Below are 24452 nucleotides of genomic sequence, written 5' to 3'. Positions count from 1 at the left end.
CGTCCCCCCCCCCCCCCCCCCCCCCCCCCCCCCCCCCCTCTCCCCCCCCCCCCCCCCCCCCCCCCCCCCCCCCCCCCCCCCGGCTCTGTCGTATTGCGGTGTTACGCGGTCAGGCAGACTTCCTGCTGTCCCGCGGATGCACGGCGATGTTCATGGCTCCGGAGCGCAGAACCGCCAGCCTCTCGGCCAGCACCTCCTCCAGCTCCTCGCGTGTGCGCCGCTCCATGAGCATGTCCCAGTGCGTACGCGCAGGCTTGCCCTTCTTCTCCTCGGGGCCATCCCCGTCCACCAGGAGTGCCATGGCGCCACACGCCTTGCACTCCCACTCCGGCGGAATTTCCGCCTCTACCGAGAACGGCATCTCAAATCGATGTCCGTTCTGGCATGCGTACTCCACCGCCTGGCGCGGGGCCAGATCGATGCCGCGGTCCGTCTCGTAGCTGGTAACCACGAGTCGCGTGCCGCGGAGAGCTCGCTCACTCATGAATCGTGCCTCCCGGGCTTGTCGCCCACAGGACAGGTGTCGCTGTCGTCGTCATCCGGTCAACGTCCGGTCGGCGGTAAAGATTCCCGTTGCCGGTCATGCGTCGCCCGTCGTGCCGCTGCTTTATCAGGTTTCCCAGGGTCCAAGTACCCGCCAATGCCCGGTTTGTCACATCTGGCAGAAGTTGTCACCCAACGGTTTGGCTTCTTCCACTCGCAGTAACGGTCCTCCGGGCAGGCCAAAGGCGTACACTACCGGCCTTTCACTTCAACGTCTAAATCCGTTCCGGAACGGGATTCCCCGCAGCCGCCACGGCCTGTCGGATCGGCACCCTCGCGAGCAGTACGGAACCGACCACGAAGAAGATCACCAACGAGATGATCGCATCCCGATAGCTCCCGGTCAGCTGATACGCGAGACCGAACACCAACGGCCCCAGCCAGCTCAGTCCGCGGTCGCTCATCTCGTACGCGGAGAAGTACTCGGCCTCCTTGCCGTGCGGCACCAGATGGGAGAAGAGCGAGCGCGACAGCGCCTGGCTGCCGCCGAGCACCAGACCGATCGCCGAGGCCAGCAGATAGAAGAAGACCGGCGCGTCGGCGGGCAGGAAATAGCCCGCGACGAGAATCAGCGTCCAGACGACGAGCGAGCCCAGGATCGTGCGCTTCGCGCCGTACACCTGCGCCAGTCGGCCCATCCCCAGCGCTCCGGCCACCGCGAGCACCTGCACCAGCAGCACGGCCGTGATCAGCGTCGTCTGGTCGAGGCCCAGTTCCTCGGAGCCGTACACCGAGGCCTGGGAGATCACCGTCTGCACGCCGTCGTTGTAGACGAGGTACGCCAGCAGGAAGGAGAGCGTCAGAGGATGGCGGCGCATGTCGCGCAGGGTGGCCATCAGCTGCCGCCACCCCGAGCCGACCGCCCCCTCGCCGCCCGGCGTCACCCGCCGGTCGCGCAGCCGTCGCAGTGGTACGACGGTGAAGGCGCCCCACCAGACGCCCGCCGATGCGAGACAGATCCGCACCGCGTCGGACTCGGAGAGGCCGAAGGAGTCGTGGCCCGTGTACAGGACCAGATTCAGGATGAGGACGAGCGCACCCGAGGTGTATCCGAACGCCCAGCCGCGCGACGAGACCGCGTCCCGCTCTTCCGGTCCGGCGATCTGAGGCAGATAGGCGTTGTAGAGCACCATCGACACCGAGATCGAAGCGTTCGCCACGATCAGCAGGAACGCGCCCAGCAGATAGCGGTGGCCGTCCAGGAAGAACATGCCGGTGGTCGCGGCGGCCCCCACATAGGCGGCGGCCGCCAGCAGCGGCTTCTTCCGCCCCGTACGGTCCGCGGCGGCGCCCACGACCGGCATGACGATCACCGCGACCACGACGGACACGGAGACCGCGTAGGCGAACAGCGAACCTGCGCGCACCGGTATGCCGAGCGGGTGCACGAAACCGTCGGCGTCGGCGGCCGCCTTGGCGACCGACGTCAGATAGGGGCCGAGGAATACCGTCAGGACGCTCGTCGAGTAGACGGAGCAGGCGAAGTCGTAGAAATACCAGCCGCGCTGTTCACGCCTGCGGCTCGCGGCGTCGGCGGAACCCGTCGTGAGTCCAGTCGGCTCAGCGGTGTCCGCGGTCTCGGCGCTCAAGGCGCACCCCCTCGTCTCTCCCCGTGGAGACCTCGCACGGCCGGCGTCAGGCCCAGGCCCCCCGCTCGCTCAGCACCGTACGCAGCGTCTCGATGTGGTCGGTCATGATGCCATCCACACCGAGATCGAGGAGCGCTGCCATCCGCTCGGGTTCGTTCACCGTCCAGACGTGCACCTGAAGTCCGCGTGCGTGTGCCTCGCGTACGAAGCGCCGGTCGACCACCCGGACGCCGTTCTGGCTCTCCGGTACCTGCGCGCACACCGCGCCGGCCCGCAGCGCCGCCGGAATTCCGTACGAGCGCAGCCGCAGGCCCAGCACGCCGCGGACGCCGTAGGAGGTGGCGAGCCGGGGCCCGGCAAGACGGTGGGCCCTGGCGACCCGGGTCTCCGAGAACGAGCCGACGCACACCCGGTCCCAGGCATCCGCCCGGCGGATCAGATCGACCAGCGGGACCAGGGCGGACTCGGCCTTGATGTCGACGTTCCAGCGGGCTTCGGGGAACGTCTCCAGCAGCTCCTCGAACAGCGGCAGCGGCTCCCGGCCCGCCACTCTGGCCTGCCGCACCTCGCTCCATGCCAGCTCGGCTATCCGGCCCCGGGCGTCGGTCACCCGGTCCAGAGTGGCGTCGTGGAAGGCCACCAGGCGGCCGTCCGCCGTGGTGTGCACATCGGTCTCGAAGTAGCGGTACCCGGCATCGGCGGCCCGGCGGAACGCGGCCGTGGTGTTCTCGATCCCGTCCGCGGCACCGCCTCGATGGGCGAAGGGGATTGTCGCGGGATGGTCCAGATAGGGGTGGCGTACGGAGGTCACTGCGGCAGTATGGCCTGTTCCGTTGTCCGGGCGGTGACGGTGGTGTCGACGCTGTCCGACTCGGATGCGACGGCCGCCTCGTCATCGGACCCGGCGGCGGCCGCCGCTGCCGGCTTCCCGCCGATTGCGAAGAAGCGCAGGAAGAACTGGGCAATCGGGCCGATGGCCAGGGCGTAGAGCACCGTGCCCGCGCCGAGCGAGCCGCCGAGCACGGAGCCGGTCACCACGACCGCCACCTCGATCAGAGTGCGCACGAGCCGGATGGAGCGGCCGGTACGCAGATGCAGACCGGTCATGAGCCCGTCGCGCGGTCCAGGGCCGAACTGCGCCGCGATGTACAGCCCCGTCGCGACACCGTTGGCCACGACACCGGCGACCATCACGGCGATCTGCGCGGCGAGGCCGTGCACATCGGGCACGAGGGCCAGCGTGCCGTCCATGGCGATGCCGATGGCGAAGACATTGGAGACGGTGCCGAGGCCGGGACGCTGCCTGATCGGTATCCACAGCAGCAGAACGGCGGCGCCGACGATGATCGAGACGATCCCGATGGACAGTCCGGTGCGCTCGGCGAGTCCCTGGTGCAGCACCCCCCAGGGTTCGAGGCCGAGACCGGCGCGGACCAGGAGCGCCGAGCTCGCCCCGTACAGCGCAAGGCCGACGTACAGCTGAATCAGCCTTCGAGTGAGGTGCGTCCCGCGAGGGACAGGAGTGATGGACAAGAAGTGCCCCCTGGAGTGGTGGTAGTGGACTGCCGCATGTCACTCTGTGGCAGGGGATTGGCCGCCAACTATGGCCAATCCGAGGAAGGTGGACTGATTTTCATGGCTCAGTGGACTTCGGCAGTCGGTGCGGCACAGCTTGCCCGGCAGCTCCAGGCCCAACAGCCCCGGCCCGCCGGACCGGGTGCCCGCAGGCCGCCCGCCTATCGTGCGCTGGCCGACGGAGTCCGTCTGCTCGTCCTCGAAGGCCGGGTGCCGGTGGCCGCCCGGCTCCCCGCCGAGCGTGAACTGGCGCTCGCCCTGTCCGTCAGCCGCACCACCGTCGCCGCCGCGTACGAGGCTCTGCGGACCGAAGGGTTCCTGGAGTCCCGCCGGGGTGCCGGCAGCTGGACCGCCGTGCCCGCGGGCAATCCGCTGCCCGCACGCGGTCTGGAACCGCTTCCCCCGGAGTCGCTCGGTTCGATGATCGACCTGGGCTGCGCCTCGCTGCCCGCCCCCGAACCGTGGCTGACCCGGGCGGTCCAGGGCGCCCTGGAGGAGCTGGCACCGTACGCCCACACCCACGGCGACTACCCGGCCGGTCTGCCCGCACTGCGGCAGATGATCGCCGACCGCTACACCGAGCGCGGCATCCCGACCATGCCCGAACAGATCATGGTCACCACCGGGGCGATGGGCGCGATCGACGCGATCTGCCACCTCTTCGCGGGCCGCGGTGAACGGATCGCGGTGGAGTCCCCGAGCTACGCCAACATCCTGCAGCTGATGCGGGAGGCGGGTGCCCGGCTGGTGCCGGTGGCGATGGAGGAGGGGCTCGGTGGCTGGGACATGAACCGGTGGCGGCAGGTGCTGCGGGACGCGGCGCCGCGGCTCGCCTACGTCGTCGCCGACTTCCACAACCCCACCGGTGCGCTGGCCGACGAGGACCGGCGACGTGAGCTGGTGGAGGCCGCCCGCTCCGCCGGTACGGTCCTGGTCGTCGACGAGACCATGAACGAGCTGTATCTCGACGCCGATGTGCAGATGCCGCGCCGGGTCTGCGCCTTCGATCCGGCGGGTTCCACCGTGCTCACCGTCGGATCGGCGAGCAAGGCATTCTGGGCCGGCATGCGGATCGGCTGGGTGCGCGCCGCCCCGGACGTGATCCGCAGCCTGGTGGCCGCCCGCGCCTACGCCGACATGGGGACGCCGGTCCTTGAGCAGCTCGCCGTCAACTGGCTGATGCGTACCGGCGGCTGGGAGCAGGCCGTTCAGGTCCGGCGCGAACAGGCGCGGGAGAACCGGGACTCGCTCGTCGCCGCGGTCCGCCGGGAGCTGCCGGACTGGGAGTTCTCGGTTCCGCGCGGTGGTCTGACTCTCTGGGTGCGTACCGGCGGCCTCTCCGGCTCCCGGCTTGCTGTGGCGGGGGAGCGGGTCGGTGTACGTGTGCCCTCCGGCCCCCGGTTCGGTGTCGACGGCGCCTTCGAGGGGTACGTACGGCTGCCGTTCACGGTCGCCGGGCCCGTCGCGGACGAGGCGGCGGTACGGCTCGCGGCGGCGGCGCAGCTGGTGGGTTCGGGGGCGGGCGCGGGGGTGGAGGCGCCGCGGACGTTCGTCGCCTGAGCAGCCCTGTGCCGTCCGTCCGTTCAGTCGCCGACCGCCATGCCCTCGACGGCCACGGCCGTGGTCACGGTGCGCGGCATCGCCGGGTCCGGGACGCTCGCCCCGACCGGTGCGGTCTCCTCGGCCGGCGCCTGCAGCCCGGGGAGCAGACCGAGGACCGCCTGCCGCTGCGCCTCGCTGGTCGCCTCGTCGTACGGATCGGGCGTGGCCGGGACCTGAAGCCGCAGTACGGGACCGGTGCCGAGCCGCGCGTACCCCCGGCCGGGCGGGACGTCCGGTGTCGGCGTCGTGTGCGGCTCCGTGCCGAGCACCGACTCGACCTGGTCGCGGGAACAATGGCCGAGCACGGCCCGGGCCCTGGTGTGGGTCCGTACGGTCTCGCCGAGGGTGTCCAGGCTGTCGAACTGATCGGCCATGACGACGGTGACGTTGGCCGCCCTGCCGTGCCGCAGCGGCACCTGGAGCAGCTCCTGGGGGTCGGGCTTGCCGTCGGCGGCAGCCAGGTGGCCGAGGACGCTGGGCCGGTCCAGCAGGATCCAGAGCGGGCGCTTGATGTCGTCGGGGGCGGGGTGGCCGGACTGCCGGGCCCGGTTCGCCGCGATCAGCCGTCGTTCCGTCTCGTGGGCCGCCCACTCCAGGGTCGCCAGTGCGCCCGCCAGACCGCACTCCACGGCTAGTACGCCGTCGCGCCCGGTCATGCAGGCGTACTCGCCGGTTCCGCTTCCTTCGATGATCAGGATGTCGCCGTGCTGGAGCGCCTGCAGGGCGATGGAGCGCATCAGCGTGGTGGTGCCGCTGCCGGGCTGTCCGACGACCAGCAGGTGCGGCTCGGTGGAGCGGGCGCCGGTCCGCCAGACGACCGGGGGTGCGTCGCGGGTCTCGTCGCCGTCGTTCACCGGAACGGTGCGCTGCACCGCGTCGCCGTCGGTGAAACCCAGTACGGTCTCGCCGGGGGCGGTGACGAAGCGCTGGGCCCCGATCGAGGTGGGCAGGGCGTCGAGCACGCTCATGACGAGCCGGTTTCCCTCCTCGTCCCAGGCGAAGTGGTACTCGCGGCCACGGCCCGACTTTGCGTGCAGCAGCTGCTCGATCCGGATCCGGGAGGCGGCTTCGCTGTCGGTGAAGTAAGCGGGATACGTCACCTGGACACGTGTCAGGCGCCCGTTGCCGTCGAACTCGTAGCCGCTGAAGACCTTGTCCCAGTCGCCGCCGTGGGCGAACAGCGGACTTGGGTCGTCGGCCACGGAGAAGTACGGCACGAGTGCCTCGTACAGGGACCGCAACCGCCCGGTCTGCGCGTCGTCGGGGCCGGTCTTCGCCGGAGTCCGCTCCCGGCCCTTCCATGCGGCTGCGCCCATCACCGTGACCAGGGCGAGCACGGACCCGTATGGGAGGAGCGCGACCACGAATACGCAGGCCGCGACGGAGAACAGCGTCGGACCACGCTTGTCCTTGGGCGTCGCGGCCCACTTCTGCCGTCCGGCTCCGGCCAGCAGTCGCAGACCACGAGTGATCATGATCAGCGGATGGAGGACGTCGGTGGCGTTGTCGGCGGCCGTGCGCGCGAACTCGCGACTGCGAGTGATCGAGGCGCTGCCGGTGCTCAGAATGCGGGGGAGTGGTCGCCGGGCCACGTCGGTCTCCTGACGGGGTGGGAGTGGTCGCGGAGGGTCAGAACTTGATCCCGCCCAAGAGGCCGGCGAGACTCGCGCCGCCCGCGGTGATGCTCGGTGCGATGGCGGTGCCCGCCAGATAGAAGCCGAACATGGCAGTGACGACGGCGTGCGATGCCTTGAGGCCGTCCTTCCTGAAGAACAGGAAGACGATGATGCCGAGGATGACTACGCCTGACATGGACAGGATCATGAGAGGTTCTCCTGGTTAGGGGGACAGTCACCATGAGTCCTTCCAGGTTCACCGGAAGTATCTATACGATAAAAGCTGTATTTGGGTGAAAAGTCTGCATTTTCACCTGCTTGGCCCATGTGGGAGTGTCGGTGGGACGGAAACTTCGATGTCGCGCGCTGTTCCGCCGTCACCGGACGTGATCTTTTGCCATGGGCGGGCCGGGTCATGTGCGCGGTCGAGCAGTACCCTGTCGATTCACTCGTACGGTCCCCGGCGCCGTACGCCCCAGCAGGTCGACAGTGTGAAGACGGTTGATGGAAGGCGGTCCGTCCGATGAGCGAAACCCCCGATCCCGAGGTGGTCGAGCTGGCGACGAAGGTCTTCGACCTGGCCCGCCGCGGCGAGACCGAAGCACTCGCGGCCTATGTCGACGCGGGTGTTCCCGCGAACCTCACCAACGACCGGGGCGATTCGCTGCTGATGCTTGCCGCCTATCACGGGCACGCCGCCGCGGTCGCCGCCCTCGTCGGCCGTGGCGCCGACCCGGACCGGGCCAACGACCGCGGACAGACACCGCTCGCCGGAGCCGTCTTCAAGGGCGAGGACGCGGTGATCGAGGCGCTGCTCGCCGCAGGGGCCGACCCGGCGGCCGGAACGCCCTCCGCGCTGGACACTGCACGCATGTTCGGTAAGGCCGACCTGCTGGAACTCTTCGGCTCCCGCTGACCGGGTACGCCGTAAATGTGGTCGCGGTGGCGAAATGACTGGGTCATCATGACGTCGCGGGCCCCGTTTGGGCCACCGACGAGAGGCAGAGGAAGATGGTCTACACCAAGCAGAAGACGGCGGTCGGCCGATCATGTTGCTGCGCGGCGTAGTGCCCCACCCGGCACTTGGAACTGCACAGTCCCGGTTGCGTCGACAGCTTGATGTGAGGCTTTTTTCATGTTTGATCCGTTCATAGCGCCGAGCGGCACCCTGCTCGGCCTGCTGCAGAGGGGCCGTGGCGACGGCACGCTCCACGCGCTCGCCGCACCACGCCCCGAGGCCCTGGCGGCTCTCAACCACTGCGTCCTGAGCGATCCGCGTCACGACTGGCAGGTGGAGAACCGCTCGCTCTACTACGCACGCCTGTATCTCGACCTCGACGGCGGTATCGAAGAGATCGAGCGCCATCTGTGCGATCCCGACGACCACCTCGACACCGACGACTCACGCACCGGGCTGGCCCTCGCCGTGCTCGGCCACCTCGCCTCGTACGGACGGGATGACGCCCTGGCCCTGCTGCGGCGGTACGCCGCGACCGGAGCCAACTGGGCCTGGGCCCTCGACGAGCTCGCCCTGCGTGACGACGACGCGGGGCTCCGAGCCCTCGCCGTACCCGTGCTCGGCCGGTTCCCGGCCACCGAGGAGGGAGCCGCCGAGCTGGCCTCCGCCGTACGGGACGCCTTCGAACCCCGCCCCTGGCGGCTCTGGGCGGACGACCCGCGCGAAGAGGTCGGCGCCAGGGTCAGGGCCGCCTCCGAACAGGGCTCCTTCGACCGCTGGCAGCGGCAGATGCGGCCCGGCGGCCCCCGCCCCGGCTGGAGCGTCCAGGCCGTCCTCGACTGGGCCCAGCAGGGACTCGAACGCGGCAGCGTCCTCCATGTCCCGGCCGCCCGCTGCCTCACCGCCGTCGCCGGACCCGAGGACCGGTCCACAATCATCGAGTCCGCCCGCAGCGGCCCGGAAGGCGCACGCTGCGCCGCCCTGCACTTTCTGGCCGAGGCCAGGGATCCTGCCGTGCTCGACCTGATCGAGATCGCCGCGGTCGGCGCCTCGCGCACCGTCGCCGACGCGGCCGTCGCCGCCTTCGAGCGGATGTGCGGCGACGCGGCGGTGGAGCGCGCCAGGCGCTGGGCCCGACGGCCCGACGCGCTCGGCGCCTCCGCGGCCGGTGTGCTCGCCTGCCGGGGCGGCGCCCAGGACGCCTCGCTGGTCCTCGGAGCACTCCGCGAGGCCGTGCGGGGCGAAGGCCCGGACGCACCACGCCTGTGGACCCTCGTCGACGGCACGGGCAGGCTGGGCATCGTCTGTGCTGCCCCCGTACTGCGCCATGTCTACCGGGAGACGTCCTCCTCGCACCTGCGCGGCCGAGCGGCCCGCGCACTGGCCGCGACCGACCCCTCCTTCGCCACCGGATTCGCCGTCGAATGCCTGTGGGACTGCGAGGAGACCACCCGCGAGGTCGCCGCACTCCACGCCGAGACCGGCGACATCAGGGTCGCCGAGCGACTGCGCCGACTTGCCGCGGACCCGGCCGAGGAGGCCGAGGTGCAGACAGCGGTACGCAGCAGGATCGGGCCCGACACCCCGGCGGTCTGACCGGACTACGCACAGCGGCGCGCGTCGGGGGCGCGCGGCGCGAACGGGCGAGTAGCGCGTCGGGGGCGCGCTCGGCTCAAACGCTCATGGGACGTTCCCCGGGCGGAAAGATCCACGTCGGCCCGGACACGTCAGGCGTGGCGACAACACGGGTATGCGTGTCGTCATCGTCACCGAGTCCTTCCCGCCCGATATCAACGGCGTGGCCCACTGCACCCTGCAGACCGCCCGGCATCTCGCCGGCCGCGGCCACGAACCGCTCGTCGTCGCCCCTGCCACGGCCGGCGCGACGACCACATCCCGTTCGGAGCTCTCCGACGCCTTCGAAGCCGACGCACCGTGCCCCGTGGTGCGGGTCCCCTCACTTCCCCTGCCCGGCTATCCCCAGGTCCGCGTGGCACTTCCGAGTCGGCGGCTGACGGCTGCCCTCACCGCGCACCGCGCGGAACTTGTCCATCTGGCAGGACCGTTCGTGCTCGGCGCACGGGGCATGGCAGCCGCGACCAGGCTCGGGCTGCCGACCGTGGCCGTCTACCAGACCGACCTGGCCGGCTACGCACGCACGTATCTCGGCACCGGCGAGAACACCGCCTGGCGCCGGATGCGCGCCGTGCACAGCGCCGCCGACCGCACGCTCGCCCCGTCCACCGCCGCCGTCCGCGACCTCACCGAACACGGCGTGCCCCGGGTACGGCTGTGGCCACGCGGCGTCGACACTGCACGGTTTCGGCCCGGACTGCGGGATGAGGCACTGCGCCGCCGGCTCGCCCCCGGCGGGGAGCGGATCGTCGGGTACGTCGGACGGCTCGCCCCGGAGAAACACGTCGAACTCCTCGCCGGTGCCTGCGCGATACCCGGGGTCCGGGTCGTGGTCGTCGGGGACGGACCCAGTGATGCATCGCTGCGGACCGCCCTGCCCGGCGCGGTCTTCCTCGGCCGCGGAACCGGGGACGACCTCGCCCGGTTCTTCGCCTCGCTGGACATGTTCGTACACACAGGACCGTACGAGACGTTCTGCCAGACGGTGCAGGAGGCCATGGCCTCCGGAGTACCCGTGATCGCCCCGGCGGCGGGCGGACCGCTCGACCTCGTCGACCACGGGCGGACCGGGCTGCTGATTCCGCCGCTCGACACCGGTGCCGTGGCGGCGGCAGTCGGCGTACTCGCCGCGGACCCCGCGCTCGCGGCGGCCTACGGCGCCACCGGCCGGGCCACGGTCGAGGGACGGACGTGGCAGGCCGTGGGTGATCAACTCCTGGACCACTACGACGAGGTGCTGCGCGGCCGGACGGCGGTGGCGGCATGACCGGCCGCGAACGGCGGACGGTCATCGTCCGGCTGGCGAACTTCATCACCCCGTCGTCGGGCGGACTGCGCACCGCCCTTGACGAACTCGGCCGCGGCTATCTCGCGGCCGGGCACGAGCCGGTGCTCATCGTGCCAGGCGACACACGGAACGACGAGCGTACGGAGCAGGGGAGGGTGATCACGCTCCCCGGGCCGGTCCTGCCGGGCAGCGGAGGCTACCGCGTACTGGCAGGCCGGCGCAGCCTCCGCCACCTCCTGGAAACGCTGCGGCCCGACCGTCTTGAGGTCTCCGACCGGACCACGCTGCGATGGACGGGGGAGTGGGCGCGCCGTGCCAGGGTGCCCGCCGTGATGGTCTCCCACGAGACGGCCGACGGGGTGCTGCGCACCTGGGGCGTCCCGGCCGGCGCGGCCGGGCGCACGGCCGACCGCCTCAACGCGCGCAGCGCCCACGCGTACACGCGGATCGTGTGCACCACGCAATGGGCGGAGCGCGAGTTCCTGCGCATCGGCGCCCGCAATGTGGTGCGCGCCCCGCTCGGCGTTGACCTGCGGCGCTGCCGCCCCCACCGGCGCAGTACGGTGCTGCGCGCCCGGCACCTGCACGGCCGGGACGTGCTGCTTCTGCTGTGCTCGCGGCTCTCGGTCGAGAAACGCCCCGGCCGGGCCCTGGAGACGATTGCCGAACTGCGGCGTCGGGGGGTGCGCGCGGCGCTGGTCGTCGCGGGAGACGGGCCACTGCGTGCCGGCCTGGAGGGCGGAGCCCGGGCGCAGCGGCTGCCGGTCGAATTCCTGGGCCATGTGCGGGACCGGGAGACTCTGGCGGATCTGCAGGCGGCGGCCGACATCTGCCTGGCGCCCGGACCCGCCGAGACGTTCGGCCTGTCGGCCCTGGAGGCACTGGCCTGCGGCACCCCGGTGGTGGCCAGCGCGAGTTCCGCGCTGCCGGAGGTGATCGGCGATGCCGGAGTGGCCGCCGCGGACACGGGTGAGGCGTTCGCCGCCGCGGTACGGGAGCTGCTCGGGCGCCCGCAGGACGGGCGTCGCGCCGAGGCGAGGCGACGGGCCGAGCTCTTCGGCTGGGACCGCTCGGTGGCCGCGTTCCTGGCCGCGCACGATGTGCCGGACCGGGGAGGGATTCCGGGGGTACGGACATGAAGGGGGCGTCGGTGCCGTCAGGCATCCCGGGACCGCACGCTTCCACTGCGTCGAGCTTCTCCACGGTGCGGTTCGCCGCGCTCGGGGACTCGTTCACCGAAGGCGTCGGCGACCCCGTCCCCGGTGGCCGACGGGGCTGGGCCGCACTGCTCGCCGAAGGGCTCGCGGACGGCCGGCGGGGTGTGGAATTCCGAAACTTCGCCGTCAGCGGTGCGCAGTCCGGTGACGTCCTGGACCGGCAGGCCGCGGCGGCGGCCGCCTTCCGGCCCCACCTCGCGTCCGTCGTCGTCGGTGTCAACGACACCCTGCGCCGCACATTCGACATCCGGCTCCTCGCTCGGCGTCTCGACGAGGTCTGTGCGCTCCTGACGGAGAGCGGAGCCGTACTCCTGACCGCCTGTCTGCCCGACCCCGGCGCCGTGCTCGGGCTCCCCGCGCCCCTGGGCAGGCCGCTCGCCCGGCGCCAGGCCGCGGTGAACGCCGTCGTGCACGCACTGTCCGAACGCTACGATGCCGTTCATCTGCACATGGCGGACCGGGCCTGGGTCCGCGACCGCTCCCTCTGGAGTGCCGACCGGCTCCACCCGGCCGAACTCGGTCATCGGACGGTCGCGGCCGGATTCCACGATCTGCTGGCCGCCCGAGGCCTGGCACACGGCGCCACGCCGGGGCTCGAACCCCAGCAGCCGCCCCCGAGCCGCGCCGACACATGGCTCTGGCTGGCCACCGCCGGCACCGGCTGGCTGGCCCGCAGAAGCGCCGATCTGCTGCCGCAGCTGCTGTGCCTGGCGGGAGCGGAAATACGGCATGGGGTGTGCGGCACCGGCGGGCGCCTGGACCGGCGGGCCGAGGCGGCGCTGCGGAGCGCGCTGGCCGCCGTACAGCCGGCCGGTGCGCCGGCTGCCGGGGAACAGGCCGTGCCGTCCGGGACGTTGTCCGTGCCACGGGTCAGTATGGAGGGATGACCGGACGCTGGGATTTCTGGATCGACCGTGGCGGGACGTTCACCGACGTCGTGGGCCGGGATCCCGATGGGCACCTGGTCACCCGCAAGCTGCTCTCCCACGACCCCGACCGCTACCGCGACGCCGCCGTGGCCGGAATCCGGGGGCTGCTGGACCTCGGCCCCACCGACCCGGTCCCCGCCGACCGGGTCGGCACGGTGAAGATCGGCACGACGGTCGCCACCAACGCCCTGCTGGAGCGGCGCGGTGAGCCGACCGTCCTGGTCATCACGGAAGGCTTCCGTGACGCGCTGCGCATCGCTTACCAGAACCGGCCGAGACTCTTCGACCGCCGCATCCTGCTGCCCGAGGCCGTGTACGAGCGGGTGATCGAGGTCCCCGAGCGGATCGATGCCCATGGCCGGGTCGTCACACCGCTCGACCGGGATGCGGTGGCCGAGCGACTGAAGGCGGCCCGGGCCGACGGACTGCGCAGCGCGGCGGTCGTCCTGATGCACGGCTACCGCCACCCCGGACACGAGAGCGCCGTGGCCGCCGCAGCCCGCGAGGCAGGCTTCACCCAGGTGAGCTGCTCGCACGAGGTGAGCCCGCTGATCAAACTCGTACCACGCGGCGACACCACCGTCGTCGACGCCTATCTCTCGCCGATCCTGCGCAGGTACGTCGACGAGGTCGCCCGCGAACTCGACGGCATCCGGCTGATGTTCATGCAGTCCAACGGCGGGCTGCGCGAAGCCTCCCACTTCCGGGGCAAGGACGCGGTGCTCTCCGGCCCCGCCGGTGGCGTGGTCGGCATGGCCCGTACGTCCGGACAGGCCGGATTCGACCGGGTCATCGGCTTCGACATGGGCGGCACCTCCACCGACGTGTCGCACTACGCGGGCGAGTTCGAGCGCGAACTGGGCACTCAGGTGGCCGGTGTGCGGATGCGCGCCCCCATGATGAACATCCACACCGTCGCCGCCGGCGGCGGCTCCGTCCTGCACTTCGACGGCCAGCGCTACCGCGTCGGCCCGGACTCGGCGGGCGCGATCCCCGGCCCGGCCTGCTACCGCCGCGGCGGGCCGCTGACCGTCACCGACGCCAATGTGATGCTCGGCCGGGTCCAGCCCGCGCACTTCCCGGCAGTCTTCGGACCGGACGGCAACCTTCCACTCGACGCGGACCTCGTCCGCGAACGCTTCGACGCGCTCGCCGAGGACGTGGCGCGCGCCATCGGAACGCGGCGCACAGCGGCCGAGGTCGCCGCCGGGTTCCTGGAGATCGCCGTGCTCAACATGGCGAACGCGGTCAAGAAGATCTCCGTGCAGCGCGGACACGACATCACCCGCTACGCCCTGACCGGCTTCGGCGGCGCCGGAGGCCAGCACGTCTGCGCCGTTGCCGACGCCCTGGGCATCGACACGGTCCTCGTACCGCCCCTGGCCGGCGTGCTCTCCGCCTACGGCATCGGTCTCGCCGACGCCACCGCGATGCGCGAACAGTCCGTCGAGGCGGAACTGAACGAGGCGACCCGTACCGCGGTGGGCGAACTCTGCGACGAACTCGCCGCCCGCACCCGCGCCGAACTGCGCGCCGACGCCATCTCCGACAGCGCGATCAGCACGCACGCCCGCGTGCTCCTGCGCTACGCCGGTACGGACTCGAGCCTGCCCGTCGGCCTGGACAGCGCATCCGCCATGGCCGAGGCGTTCACCGAGGAGCACCGCGCACGCTACGCGTTCACCATGGACAAACCCCTGGTCGTCGAGGCGGTGTCGGTCGAGGCGATCGGAACGGCGGGACAGCACGAACCGCGCCCGGCCGACCGCACACCCCGCGAGAGCACAGAACCTCAACCGCACGACACCGTAAGGATGTTCGCCGACGGCCGATGGCAGGACACCCCGCTCCACCGGCGCGAGGAACTGCACCCTGCGGACACCGTGACCGGCCCTGCCGTGATCGCAGAGGCGGATGCCACCACTGTCGTCGACCCGGGCTGGCAGGCCGCTCTCGCCGGCACCGGCCATCTGCTGCTCACCAGGGTCCGCCCGCGCCCGGACCGCACGGCCGTCGGTACCCGGGTCGACCCCGTCATGCTGGAGGTCTTCAACAACCTCTTCATGTCGATCGCCGAACAGATGGGTGTGCGCCTGGAGAACACGGCCCACTCCGTCAACATCAAGGAGCGGCTCGACTTCTCCTGCGCCCTCTTCGACGCGGACGGCAATCTGATCGCCAACGCCCCGCACATTCCCGTGCACCTCGGTTCGATGGGCGAGTCCATCAAGGAGGTGCTGCGGCGCAACGGTGGCGCGATGCGGCCAGGCGATGTGTACGCCATCAACGACCCGTACCACGGGGGCACACATCTGCCCGATGTGACCGTGGTGACACCCGTGTTCGACGAGACCGGTGGTGAGAAGCCGGAGCTGCGCTTCCTTGTTGCCTCACGTGGACACCACGCCGAGATCGGCGGCATCACCCCCGGCTCCATGCCCGCCTTCAGCCGCACCATCCACGAGGAAGGAGTTCTGTTCGACAACTGGCTGCTGGTACGGGACGGCAGACTCCGCGAGGCCGAGACGCGCGAACTGCTCACCACCGCGGCGTACCCCTCCCGCGACCCGGACACCAACCTCGCCGATCTGCGCGCCCAGATCGCCGCCAATGAGAAGGGCATCGCCGAACTCCGGCGCATGGCCGAACAGTTCGGGACCGAGGCCGTAGCCGCGTACATGGGGCACGTACAGGACAACGCCGAGGAGTCCGTCCGCCGGATCATCGCCGAACTGCACGACGGCGCCTACCGCTACGAGACCGACAACGGCGCGGTCATCGAGGTCGCCCTCACCGTGGACAAGGCCACCCGTAGCGCAGTCGTCGACTTCACCGGCACCTCACCGCAGCAGCCGGGTAACTTCAACGCGCCGAAGTCCGTGGTGATGGCGGCTGTCCTGTACGTCTTCCGGACCCTGGTCGCGGACGACATCCCGCTCAACAGTGGCTGCCTCAAGCCCCTGGAGGTCAGAATTCCGGAGGGCTCCATGCTGTCCCCCGTCCATCCGGCGGCCACCGTCGCGGGAAACGTGGAGACGTCCCAGGCCGTCACCGGCGCTCTGTACGCGGCGCTCGGCATCCAGGCCGAGGGTTCGGGCACCATGAACAACCTCACCTTCGGCAACGAACGGGTCCAGTACTACGAGACCGTGGCGAGCGGCTCGGGCGCGGGCGACGGCTTCGACGGCGCCGACGCCGTACAGACCCATATGACCAACTCCCGCCTCACCGACCCCGAAGTCCTCGAATGGCGCTACCCCGTGCTGCTGGAGAGCTTCCGGATACGGGACGGCAGCGGGGGTGCGGGGCGTTGGCACGGCGGCTGCGGTGTGGAGCGGAGAATTCGCTTCCTCGAACCCGTGACCCTGGCGCTGCTCTCCGGCCACCGCCGGGTCCGGCCGTACGGCATGGCGGGCGGTGAACCCGGCGCGCTGGGTGAGCAGTACATCGAGCGCTCCGACGGCGGGGCGGTCACACCACTGCGTGGCTGTGACACGGCCGAGCTGGAGCGGGGAGACGTACTCGTGCTCCGCACACCGGGCGGCGGGGGCTACGGAGCCCCGGAGCCGGGCCGGAACGACCACCCGGAACGCGCCGGGAAACGGCTGTGAGGTCGGCGCCGGCCGACTCCGGGCAAGGGGTCGCTTCTGCGCCGTTTCGACCGTTGTCAGTGTGAGGACCTAATCTGTGCAGCGTGACTTCGCCTGCCTACACGGACAACGCTGCGCCCCAGCTCAGCGCGGGGCCGCGGCCTGCCCCGGGCCCGGCCGCCGACGAGGGGCTCTCGCGGCGGCTGCGGGCGCTCGCCTGCACGGCGCCACTGCACGACCTCGATGTGCGCAAGGCGAATCTGGCCGGCGAGTACACCGTCTACGCGATGGCCGAGGTGGCACTCGCCGCGATCGACCTCGTCACCCTCAACATGGACTTCGACACGGGTGCCGATCACGACCAGATAGTGACCAGGCTGCTTCCCCGCGTCGCCGCGCAGGCCCCGCGCCGCCCGGCCGCCGAGCACGAGCGGGTCGCCCGCTGGGTGCTGGAGAACCTGATCAATGTCGGCAGCGTCGACCGCGGATTCCGTGCGGTGTACGGCACTTTCGGCCCCGATGGGGTGTATGTCCGCCGAGATTATGACTTCAAGCTGATCGAAGAGGTCCCGGGATACGGCGGCACCGTCTATCTCCGGGCCACCGACGAGGCGGTCAACGTTCTCGTCGGCGCCCTCGACACGGACGTCACCAGCGCCCAGATCGCCGCCGAGGTGAAGCTGGAGGTCCTCATCAGCCGGGGCCGCCTGGCGGACGCACAGCTCGCCGCCGAGCAGGCCCGCTACCGCACCGTGCAGTACGCGGAGACCCTCCGCAAGACGCTGGAGGCCACCCGGCGCAACGTCCGGGCCGTCGACTGGCTCAACGCGGTACCCGACATGATCGCCGAAGCACTCGATCACGTCGCCGACCGCTACCGCCACGAGAACGCGATCCTCACCAACATCCGCAAGGCACGCGACGAGGCCGAGGAGCCCGAGCACAAGAGGCGCGCCGCCGAGCTCGTCGACATCGTCAAGGACTGCATCCGCCGCCACACCCAGTTGCAGTCCCGCCTGCTGGAAGCCGGACCGCTCTTCCGCGCCGAACAGGACCGGCAGGCGTTCGCCACCCCCACGGCCCGCACAGGCCTCGATCTCTACGGTCAGCTGGTCGCCCCTCTGCTGCCGCTCCCCGTCGAACAGGCCATCCGCGTCACGGACGCGTTCTTCGCCCACGGCACCGGGCTGCGCACCCCCACCTCGGTGCGGGTGGGCGACCTCGTCGACATGCTGCTCACCCCGCCCCTGGAGCGGGAACACCTGGGCGCCGAAATGCCCGAACCCGATCTGATCGCCACCCCGGACGACAGCAGGTTCAGCGAGGAGCAGCTCGCGAGCGCCATGGAACTCCTCGACCTGGAGCACGACGCCCCGCGCCGGCTCTCCGGACTCCTCGCGGAGGCCCGGCGCCGCGATCCCGAACTGCCCTATCTGGTCGCTCTGCTCGCGGTGCACGCCGCGAGTCCGCCGGTCGGCACCGCCTACCGGCAGGGCGAGCAGCGCCTGTTGTTCTCCGTCGACGACGGGACACAGCTCGACGACCCGGAGTTCGGCGGTGCGGACCTGATAGTGGGTACGGCCCTGCTGGACGCGGCCGGAATGGCCGCGGACCGCTCGGAGGCGTCATGAGCGGCGCGCCCCGTGAGGCACATGCCTCGCCGACCCGGTCGGCGCACGTCGGCCATGGACGTCGCCGCCACGCCCACGCGGTGTGCGCGGGCAGGACCGCGCCGCCCAGGACGGACGCCGCGAGAACCGGCGCCGTCCACCCCGTACCGAAGAGATTCCGCATCGAGGAGCGACAGTCGTGAGCGACCACCGCGCACAGCACGCCGACGCGTGGAGCGAGCCGACCGCCGCGTACGCGACCGAGAGCCCGACGCCCGCCGACCCGGCAGGGCCCACAGCCGCCACCGCACCCGTCACCCCGGCCGACGCAGCCGACGCCGCCCGGCTCGTCGCCTTCGGGCTGCAGCCCAAACTGCTGCCCGCACGCGACGCCGAATACGCCGAACTGCTCCGCCGCTACCGGGAGGAGCCCACTTTCGCCCGGCTCGCCGACGCAGTGGCGACCGGACTCGGCCTGGTAGTCCTGGAAGTGTCCACCCGCGCCGGCATGGCCGTGACCGCCGGTGAGGACTCGGTCTTCGCCGTCCGCATGGGCGACTACGCCCGCCGAGCCTCGTCCGACTCCGCCGACCGCTTCCTGCACGGGCTCGCGCACCTCGCCGTCGCCGCGATGGCCTTCCCGCGCCCCGAGGACCTCGCCGACGACGCATACATCGGCCGGATCACCGTCAACGGCATCGACTCGTTCGTACGCCAGGCGTGCCACCGCCTGGAGGAGCGCGCCGAGGAGCACGGCGACAACACCGACCCGGCCACCGACGCCCCCGGACTGGAGGCGGCCTGGCGGATCTACGCCCGGCGCAGCTCCACCGGAGCCACGAAGGACGCCCGAAGGCTGGCCGGCTCCACCACCGGCATCGTCGGCAAGGCCGTCGCCTTCCTCACCGACTCCGGCTTCCTCCAGCGCACCGGGGACGACGCCGGAGGCGCCTTCCGTACCACCGCCCGCTACCAGCTCCAGGTCCGCGACATGGCCGGTAACGCCGCCATGGCCGAACTGCTGGAACTCGGAGTCGTACCGGTGACCGACGGAACGGCGACGCTGCTGCCGCCGCCCGACCCCGACGACCTGGAGCTGGTCGCCGACGCCGGTCTGCCCTTCCACGCCTGACCGGCCCGCCCCACCACCGCCGTCTCCCCCCGCTGTCTGAACGACGAGAGTCCGCCGCCATGTACGAGCTGTCCCGGGTCCGCCTCTACTCCATCGGGCCTGCCGGTGCGCGCTATGCCGACACCGTGCTTGACCTGCGTGGAGTGGGCGATCCCGTGCCCAACCCCGCCCCGGCACAGGCGGAGTTCTTCGAGGAGGAGCCGGTCGGCCCGCCGCGCCGCCCCGCCCCTGCCGGTGTGCTCTTCCTGGAGAACGGCGGCGGCAAGTCGGTGCTGCTGAAGCTGATCTTCTCGGTGATGCTGCCCGGCCACCGCAACACCCTCGGCGGCGCCAGCTCCGGCGTACTGCGCAAGTTCCTGCTCGCCGACGACTGCGGGCATGTCGCCCTGGAGTGGCAGCACACCCGCACCGGCGAGTGCGTCGTCGTCGGCAAGGTCAGCGAGTGGCGTGGACGGCAGGTCTCCAACGACCCGCGGAAATTCGCCGAGGCCTGGTACTCCTTCCGCCCCGGGCCCGGTCTCAGCCTGGACTCCCTGCCGGTCGCCGAGGCCACATCCGTGCACCGCCCCGTCGAAGGCGTCTCCGGCGCGCAGGGCCGGCGGCGCACGATGAAGGGCTTCCGCGACGCCCTGACCGAGGCGGGCAAGTTCTACCAGCACCTCGATGTGCACTGGGAAGAGATCCACGACCGCTGGAACGAGCACCTCGGTGACCTCGGTCTCGACCCCGAACTCTTCCGCTACCAGCGCGAGATGAACGCCGACGAGGGCGAGGCGGCCGGCCTCTTCGCGGTCAAGAAGGACTCCGACTTCACCGACCTCCTCCTCCGCGCCGTCACGGACACCCGTGACACGGACGGGCTCGCCGACCTGGTGAGCGGCTTCGGCAACAAGCTCGGACGCCGAGCCGAGCTGACCGCGGAGCGCGACTTCACCGCGGGCTCGGTCGATCTGCTCGGCCGGATCGTCGAGGCCGCCGGCACCCGGTCCCGCACCCGGGACATCCACGCGGGCGCCGAGCGCCGCACCCGTACGCTCGCCCGCAGGCTCTCCGCCCGCGCCGGCCAGGATCGCGGCCGGACCGCCGAGCTCGCCCAACAGGTGACGGGCGCCGCGCACACCGTCACCACCGCCGAGGAGGCCCGCAGCCGCAGCGCCCTGATCGCGGCCGAACTGGCCTACCGGCACGCCTCCCTGGCCCTGACCGCGGCGGAGAAGGGCGCTGCCGCCCAGCGCCGCGAACTGGTCGACGCCCGTACCCTGCACTCCGCCTGGCAGGCTGCCGAGGCCGTACTGCGACACCGTGCCGCCGCCGACCGCTCCGCACGTGTAGCCGTGGCCATCCGCGAGGCGGAGCGCGACGCCGCGCCTGCGCTCGCCGCCCGCGCCGAGGCCGCTGCCGACCTCGTACGGGCCCTGCACACCGCGGCGGAGGCCGGCGAGACCCTGGCCAACGAGGAGGAGGAGCGCTCCGACACCCTTCAGACGGCGGGCGAGACCGCCCACCGCGATGCCACCACCGCAGCCACCGAGGCCCAGCGCGCCCGCAGCGAGGCCGGACATCTGCGCCAGCGCCTTGCCGAGGTCGAGCAGGAGACAGCAGAGGCGGTACGGGCCGGCTGGCTCGACAACACCGCGCCGGACGCCGACCCGGCGCGCGCCGCCCTCGCCGCGAGCGACGCCGAGCAGTCCGCCGTCGCCGCATGGGACACCGCCAGGGAGGCTGCCCGCTCGGCGGCCGGTCTGGCCAGGGAAGCCGCAGCCGCCGAGAGCCGTGCCGAACTCGCCGCGGCGCGCGCCGCAGATGCCGCACAGGCCGCGGATCAGTCGTACGAGGCCGAGCTCAGGGCCGCCGAGTCGCTCGCCGCCGACCACCGTCTGGCCGACCTGCTGGGCCTGCCCGCCACGCACGGCACAGGCGTGCCCCGGCCCCGCAGCGGAGCGGCCGGGGCGGAGACGGACTCGGACGCGCCGCACAGTCCGGACCACCAGGAACAGGCAGGCCAGCGGGGCCAGGCGAGTCAGGGAGGCCAGACAGGCCGGCCGGACCGGGCCGCCCACACCACGCACACCGTCTCTGCCGAACAGCCCGCCGCCCGTGAACAGCCGCTCACCGCCCAGGAGCTGGACCGCAGCGCCGACGAACTGCGGGAGCTGCTCGACCAGGGCATCGCCTCCGCCGAGCGCCGCCTCTTCGAACTGCGCACTGCGGCCGCCGACGACTCCCGCATCCTCGGCGCACTCGGCGACGGCGGACTGCTGCCGCCCGGCCCAGATGTCCTGGCCACCGTCGAATACCTCGGCGAGCACGGCATCCCCGCCCTCCCCGGCTGGCGATACCTCGCCCAGGCCGTCGACCCCGCCGACCACGCGGCCGTACTCGCCGCCCGTCCCGAACTTGTCGACGGCGTGGTCATCACCGACCCCGACTCGCACGCCCGCGCCCGCGACGTCCTGAGCGGCGCCGCCCTTCTGCCGCGCTCCGCCGTCGCTGTAGGCACCGCTGCCGCGCTGCTCGCCCCCGTCCCGGCCACCGGCACGGGCTCGGCCGCGAACACGGAAGGGGTGTTCCTCGTTCCGCCGAACCCGGCGATGCACGACGAACACGCGGCCGACGAGGAGCGGCAGGCTCTCAGGACCAGGGCCGCAGCCCGCGACGAGGACATCCGCACCCTCGCGGCCCGCCTCACCGCCGACCGCTCCCTCGCTGCCCGCATCGGCTCCTGGCGCGCCGACTGCCCGCCCGGCATGCTCGCCGAGCTCGCCGAAGCAGCCCGCACCGCCCGTTCGGCGGCCGAGGCGGCAGAGGCCGCACTCGCCGAAGCCCGTACCGTGCGCGCCGAGGCCGACGAGACCGCCGCGGAAACCGCCCGCGTCCGCGATGAACGCCAGGAGGCCGCCCAGCGCGCCCGCCGCGCCGCCGACGCCCTCGCGGGCCTCGCCCACCGACTCCGCGAACGCGCGGGCTGGCAGGCGAAACTGCGCGAACTGATCGACGAAGCAGCCGAGTCCGAGGCCCGCGCCACCGTCTGCCTGGATCGGGCCCGCGCCGCCGACGAAGACCGCAGGGCCGCTCAGCGCGCCGCCGACGACGCCCGCCGCACCGCCCGCGCCCTGCGCGCCGAACGTGCCGAGATCGCAGGTGCCCCAGAGCACCTCCCGGAGCCCGAGGGCGACACCCCACGCCCCGCGCTTCCCACGTTGCGGGAGGCCTACCGAGCCGCATCCCAGCTGTACGAGAAAGTGGGCGTCGGCGCCGACCTGCGCGCCGAGCAGGCCCGCGCGGAGAGCGACGAGAGTGCCGCCCTCGCCGAGCTGGACCGGCTCACCAACAAGGTCCGCACCCGGGCCGCCCAGCTCCTCGAAGGTACCGACGGCGCCGACGGCCCCTCCAGGCAGGCGGCCGCCGCCCGCGCCGAATCCCTGGTCCAGCTCCTGGAAACCAGGGCCTCCACCGCGAGCGAACAGCTGGGCCGGCTGCGGGGAGAGACCGAGCGCCTGGCCCCGGTCGACGGCGAGACCCATCACACCGAACTCCCCGACGAGCTGGTCCCCGCCGATGCCGAGCAGGCCCAGGCCCTCCTGCGTACCGCCACGGCCGAACTGGCCTCCGCCACCGCAACCCTGGACACCGCCCGCGCCGCCCACGCCGAGCTGCTGCGCGCCCACCGCACCGCCGAGGACTCCGCAGGCGGCTTCGACGAGACCGCGGCACTTCTGCGCGACCTCCTCAGGGACCACGGCGCGGACGACGACACAGAGGCCCCCGAGCCGTACCCGGGCAGCCTCGACGAGGCCCGGCAGTCTGCCGCAGAGGCCCGCCGTTCACTGCGCGGCTGCGCCGCCGACCTGTCCGCCGCGGAGAGCGCCGTACGGGAAGCGAGCGACGTCCTCGTACGGCACGCCAACTCCACCCGCTACGAACAGGTCCGCACCCCCGCCCGCCAGCAGATCCGCGAACTGCCGGCCGCGGCGCTGCCCGAGCACGCCGAGAAGTGGGCCGCCGCCTTCGCACCCCGGCTCCGTGTCCTCACCGACGAGCTGGCCCAGTTGGAGCGCAACCGCGACTCCATCGTCGACCGGCTCCGCGGCCTCGTGGAGTCCGCGCTCACCACCCTCCGCTCCGCCCAGCGGCTCTCCCAGCTCCCCGAAGGACTGGGGGAGTGGTCAGGCCAGGAGTTCCTCCGGATCCGCTTCGAGGAACCCGATCAGGCGACGCTCACCGAGCGCCTCGGCGAGGTCATCGACGAGGCCACCCGCGCCGCCCTGAGGAAGAACTCCGATCTGCGCAGGGACGGCATGTCCCTCCTGCTGCGCGGTGTGCAGGCGGCGCTGGAGCCCAAGGGCATCGCCGTGGAGATCCTCAAGCCCGACGCGGTGCTCCGTGCCGAACGCGTCCCGGTCGGACAGATGGGCGACGTCTTCTCCGGCGGTCAGCTGCTCACCGCCGCCATCGCCCTGTACTGCACGATGGCCGCACTGCGCAGCAATGACCGGGGCCGCGACCGGCATCAGCACCGGCACGCGGGCACGCTGTTCCTGGACAACCCCATCGGCCGGGCCAACGCCACCTATCTGCTGGAGCTCCAGCGAGCGGTGTCGGACGCCCTCGGCGTACAGCTGCTCTACACGACCGGACTCTTCGACACCACGGCGCTCGCCGAATTCCCGCTGGTCATCCGATTGCGCAATGACGCGGACCTGCGGGCCGGGCTGAAGTACATCAGCGTGGAGGAGCACCTTCGCCCCGGGCTGCCGCAGCAGGACCCGAACGGCGAGACGGTGCACGGCGAGATCACCGCCACCCGCATGTTCAAGCGCGCCACGACGCCGCCCGACACCGCCCGGGTTCCCGCTCAGGGCCCGTCCGACGAGTAAGACCGACCGGCAAATGGGGGGCGGCGTCACGGGGCTGGGCACGCACTCCCCCAAGGCCTTAAGGGCCAGGGGGGACCCCCTCCGGCGTTGTCGTCGGTCACCAACTTCCCCGAGCTCTCGGCTTCGCTCGAGCAGGGGAGACCCCATCGCGTTGGCTCAATCCTCCGCCTTGCAGCTGCACGCACCCAGCCCCGCTCCTTCTCCCACCCCCCCATTTGCCGGTCGGTCTATGGACGACGAGCAGGAACGACGAGTAAGGAGCCGGCGCGGCCGCAAGCCGCGAGAGCCCGG

Annotated in this window: 16 protein-coding genes; 10 read left to right on the top strand and 6 right to left on the bottom strand. The window is 71.9% G+C overall.

Features of this window, described 5'->3' with window-relative positions:
• Positions 1 to 109: 109 nt before the first annotated feature.
• The 4 genes from ACZ7IB_RS19230 to yczE all read right to left on the bottom strand — a co-directional run bounded on the left by ACZ7IB_RS19230 (position 110) and on the right by yczE (position 3665).
• Entirely contained in the window at positions 110 to 484 is a 375-nt protein-coding gene (locus tag ACZ7IB_RS19230; protein WP_007262928.1) for an RNA polymerase-binding protein RbpA, read from the bottom strand.
• 274 nt (positions 485 to 758) lie between these two features.
• Positions 759 to 2132, bottom strand: a complete 1374-nt coding sequence (locus tag ACZ7IB_RS19225) for an MFS transporter (protein WP_470913815.1) — start codon at positions 2130 to 2132, stop codon at positions 759 to 761.
• Positions 2133 to 2178: 46 nt separating this feature from the next.
• On the bottom strand, positions 2179 to 2943 hold the full coding sequence (locus tag ACZ7IB_RS19220; protein WP_470913813.1) for a glycerophosphodiester phosphodiesterase: 765 nt from the start codon (positions 2941 to 2943) through the stop codon (positions 2179 to 2181).
• The gene (gene yczE / locus ACZ7IB_RS19215) at positions 2940 to 3665 is read right to left on the bottom strand and encodes a membrane protein YczE (RefSeq protein ID WP_470913811.1); all 726 of its coding nucleotides are present in this window, start codon (positions 3663 to 3665) and stop codon (positions 2940 to 2942) included. The genes ACZ7IB_RS19220 and yczE overlap by 4 nt, the downstream gene beginning before the upstream one ends.
• A gap of 102 nt (positions 3666 to 3767) precedes the next feature.
• Here yczE and ACZ7IB_RS19210 point away from each other — a divergent pair, with 102 nt between their 5' ends.
• The gene (locus ACZ7IB_RS19210; protein ID WP_470913808.1) at positions 3768 to 5267 is read left to right on the top strand and encodes an SCO1417 family PLP biosynthesis transcription factor; all 1500 of its coding nucleotides are present in this window, start codon (positions 3768 to 3770) and stop codon (positions 5265 to 5267) included.
• A gap of 23 nt (positions 5268 to 5290) precedes the next feature.
• Here the strand turns inward: ACZ7IB_RS19210 and ACZ7IB_RS19205 are convergent, their stop codons facing one another.
• Together ACZ7IB_RS19205 and ACZ7IB_RS19200 are read right to left on the bottom strand one after the other, a co-directional pair.
• Complete coding sequence (locus tag ACZ7IB_RS19205) at positions 5291 to 6901, bottom strand: hypothetical protein (protein ID WP_470913806.1); 1611 nt, start codon at positions 6899 to 6901, stop codon at positions 5291 to 5293.
• A 37-nt stretch (positions 6902 to 6938) separates the two neighbouring features.
• Positions 6939 to 7133, bottom strand: coding sequence for a hypothetical protein (locus tag ACZ7IB_RS19200; protein ID WP_037696696.1), 195 nt, complete (start codon positions 7131 to 7133; stop codon positions 6939 to 6941).
• Positions 7134 to 7448: 315 nt separating this feature from the next.
• On the opposite strand from ACZ7IB_RS19200, the gene ACZ7IB_RS19195 reads away from it, so the two are divergent.
• The 9 genes from ACZ7IB_RS19195 to ACZ7IB_RS19155 all read left to right on the top strand — a co-directional run bounded on the left by ACZ7IB_RS19195 (position 7449) and on the right by ACZ7IB_RS19155 (position 24161).
• Positions 7449 to 7841 carry an ankyrin repeat domain-containing protein gene (locus ACZ7IB_RS19195; RefSeq protein WP_470913804.1) on the top strand — a complete coding sequence of 131 codons (393 nt, stop codon included), beginning with the start codon at positions 7449 to 7451 and terminating at the stop codon, positions 7839 to 7841.
• Between the two features lie 219 nt (positions 7842 to 8060).
• The gene (locus ACZ7IB_RS19190; RefSeq protein WP_470913802.1) at positions 8061 to 9479 is read left to right on the top strand and encodes a serine/threonine-protein kinase; all 1419 of its coding nucleotides are present in this window, start codon (positions 8061 to 8063) and stop codon (positions 9477 to 9479) included.
• Between the two features lie 154 nt (positions 9480 to 9633).
• Positions 9634 to 10785, top strand: coding sequence for a glycosyltransferase family 4 protein (locus tag ACZ7IB_RS19185; protein WP_470913798.1), 1152 nt, complete (start codon positions 9634 to 9636; stop codon positions 10783 to 10785).
• Positions 10782 to 11945: a glycosyltransferase gene (locus tag ACZ7IB_RS19180; protein ID WP_470913795.1), complete on the top strand. Its 1164-nt coding sequence runs from the start codon at positions 10782 to 10784 to the stop codon at positions 11943 to 11945. Before ACZ7IB_RS19185 ends, ACZ7IB_RS19180 begins: the two co-directional genes overlap by 4 nt.
• An 11-nt stretch (positions 11946 to 11956) precedes the next feature.
• The gene (locus tag ACZ7IB_RS19175; protein WP_470913793.1) at positions 11957 to 12910 is read left to right on the top strand and encodes an SGNH/GDSL hydrolase family protein; all 954 of its coding nucleotides are present in this window, start codon (positions 11957 to 11959) and stop codon (positions 12908 to 12910) included.
• The gene (locus ACZ7IB_RS19170; RefSeq protein WP_470913792.1) at positions 12907 to 16563 is read left to right on the top strand and encodes a hydantoinase B/oxoprolinase family protein; all 3657 of its coding nucleotides are present in this window, start codon (positions 12907 to 12909) and stop codon (positions 16561 to 16563) included. The genes ACZ7IB_RS19175 and ACZ7IB_RS19170 overlap by 4 nt, the downstream gene beginning before the upstream one ends.
• A gap of 83 nt (positions 16564 to 16646) precedes the next feature.
• Positions 16647 to 18173 carry a hypothetical protein gene (locus ACZ7IB_RS19165; RefSeq protein WP_470913790.1) on the top strand — a complete coding sequence of 509 codons (1527 nt, stop codon included), beginning with the start codon at positions 16647 to 16649 and terminating at the stop codon, positions 18171 to 18173.
• Positions 18174 to 18351: 178 nt separating this feature from the next.
• The gene (locus tag ACZ7IB_RS19160) at positions 18352 to 19284 is read left to right on the top strand and encodes a hypothetical protein (RefSeq protein ID WP_470913789.1); all 933 of its coding nucleotides are present in this window, start codon (positions 18352 to 18354) and stop codon (positions 19282 to 19284) included.
• 59 nt (positions 19285 to 19343) lie between these two features.
• The gene (locus ACZ7IB_RS19155) at positions 19344 to 24161 is read left to right on the top strand and encodes a coiled-coil domain-containing protein (protein ID WP_470913788.1); all 4818 of its coding nucleotides are present in this window, start codon (positions 19344 to 19346) and stop codon (positions 24159 to 24161) included.
• Positions 24162 to 24452: the final 291 nt, after the last annotated feature.

The organism is Streptomyces sp. NPDC037301 (assembly GCF_055602785.1).
The sequence above is the reverse complement of the archived record's forward strand: the minus strand, read 5'-3'. Positions and strand labels throughout refer to the sequence as shown.

Excerpts from the sequence above, each read along its gene's own strand:
- ACZ7IB_RS19230 (WP_007262928.1), bottom strand. The coding sequence starts at position 484 with ATGAGTGAGCGAGCTCTCCGCGGCACGCGACTCGTGGTTACCAGCTAC.
- ACZ7IB_RS19210 (WP_470913808.1), top strand. The coding sequence starts at position 3,768 with ATGGCTCAGTGGACTTCGGCAGTCGGTGCGGCACAGCTTGCCCGGCAG.
- ACZ7IB_RS19200 (WP_037696696.1), bottom strand. The coding sequence starts at position 7,133 with ATGATCCTGTCCATGTCAGGCGTAGTCATCCTCGGCATCATCGTCTTC.
- ACZ7IB_RS19195 (WP_470913804.1), top strand. The coding sequence starts at position 7,449 with ATGAGCGAAACCCCCGATCCCGAGGTGGTCGAGCTGGCGACGAAGGTC.
- ACZ7IB_RS19190 (WP_470913802.1), top strand. The coding sequence starts at position 8,061 with ATGTTTGATCCGTTCATAGCGCCGAGCGGCACCCTGCTCGGCCTGCTG.
- ACZ7IB_RS19185 (WP_470913798.1), top strand. The coding sequence starts at position 9,634 with ATGCGTGTCGTCATCGTCACCGAGTCCTTCCCGCCCGATATCAACGGC.
- ACZ7IB_RS19180 (WP_470913795.1), top strand. The coding sequence starts at position 10,782 with ATGACCGGCCGCGAACGGCGGACGGTCATCGTCCGGCTGGCGAACTTC.
- ACZ7IB_RS19170 (WP_470913792.1), top strand. The coding sequence starts at position 12,907 with ATGACCGGACGCTGGGATTTCTGGATCGACCGTGGCGGGACGTTCACC.
- ACZ7IB_RS19155 (WP_470913788.1), top strand. The coding sequence starts at position 19,344 with ATGTACGAGCTGTCCCGGGTCCGCCTCTACTCCATCGGGCCTGCCGGT.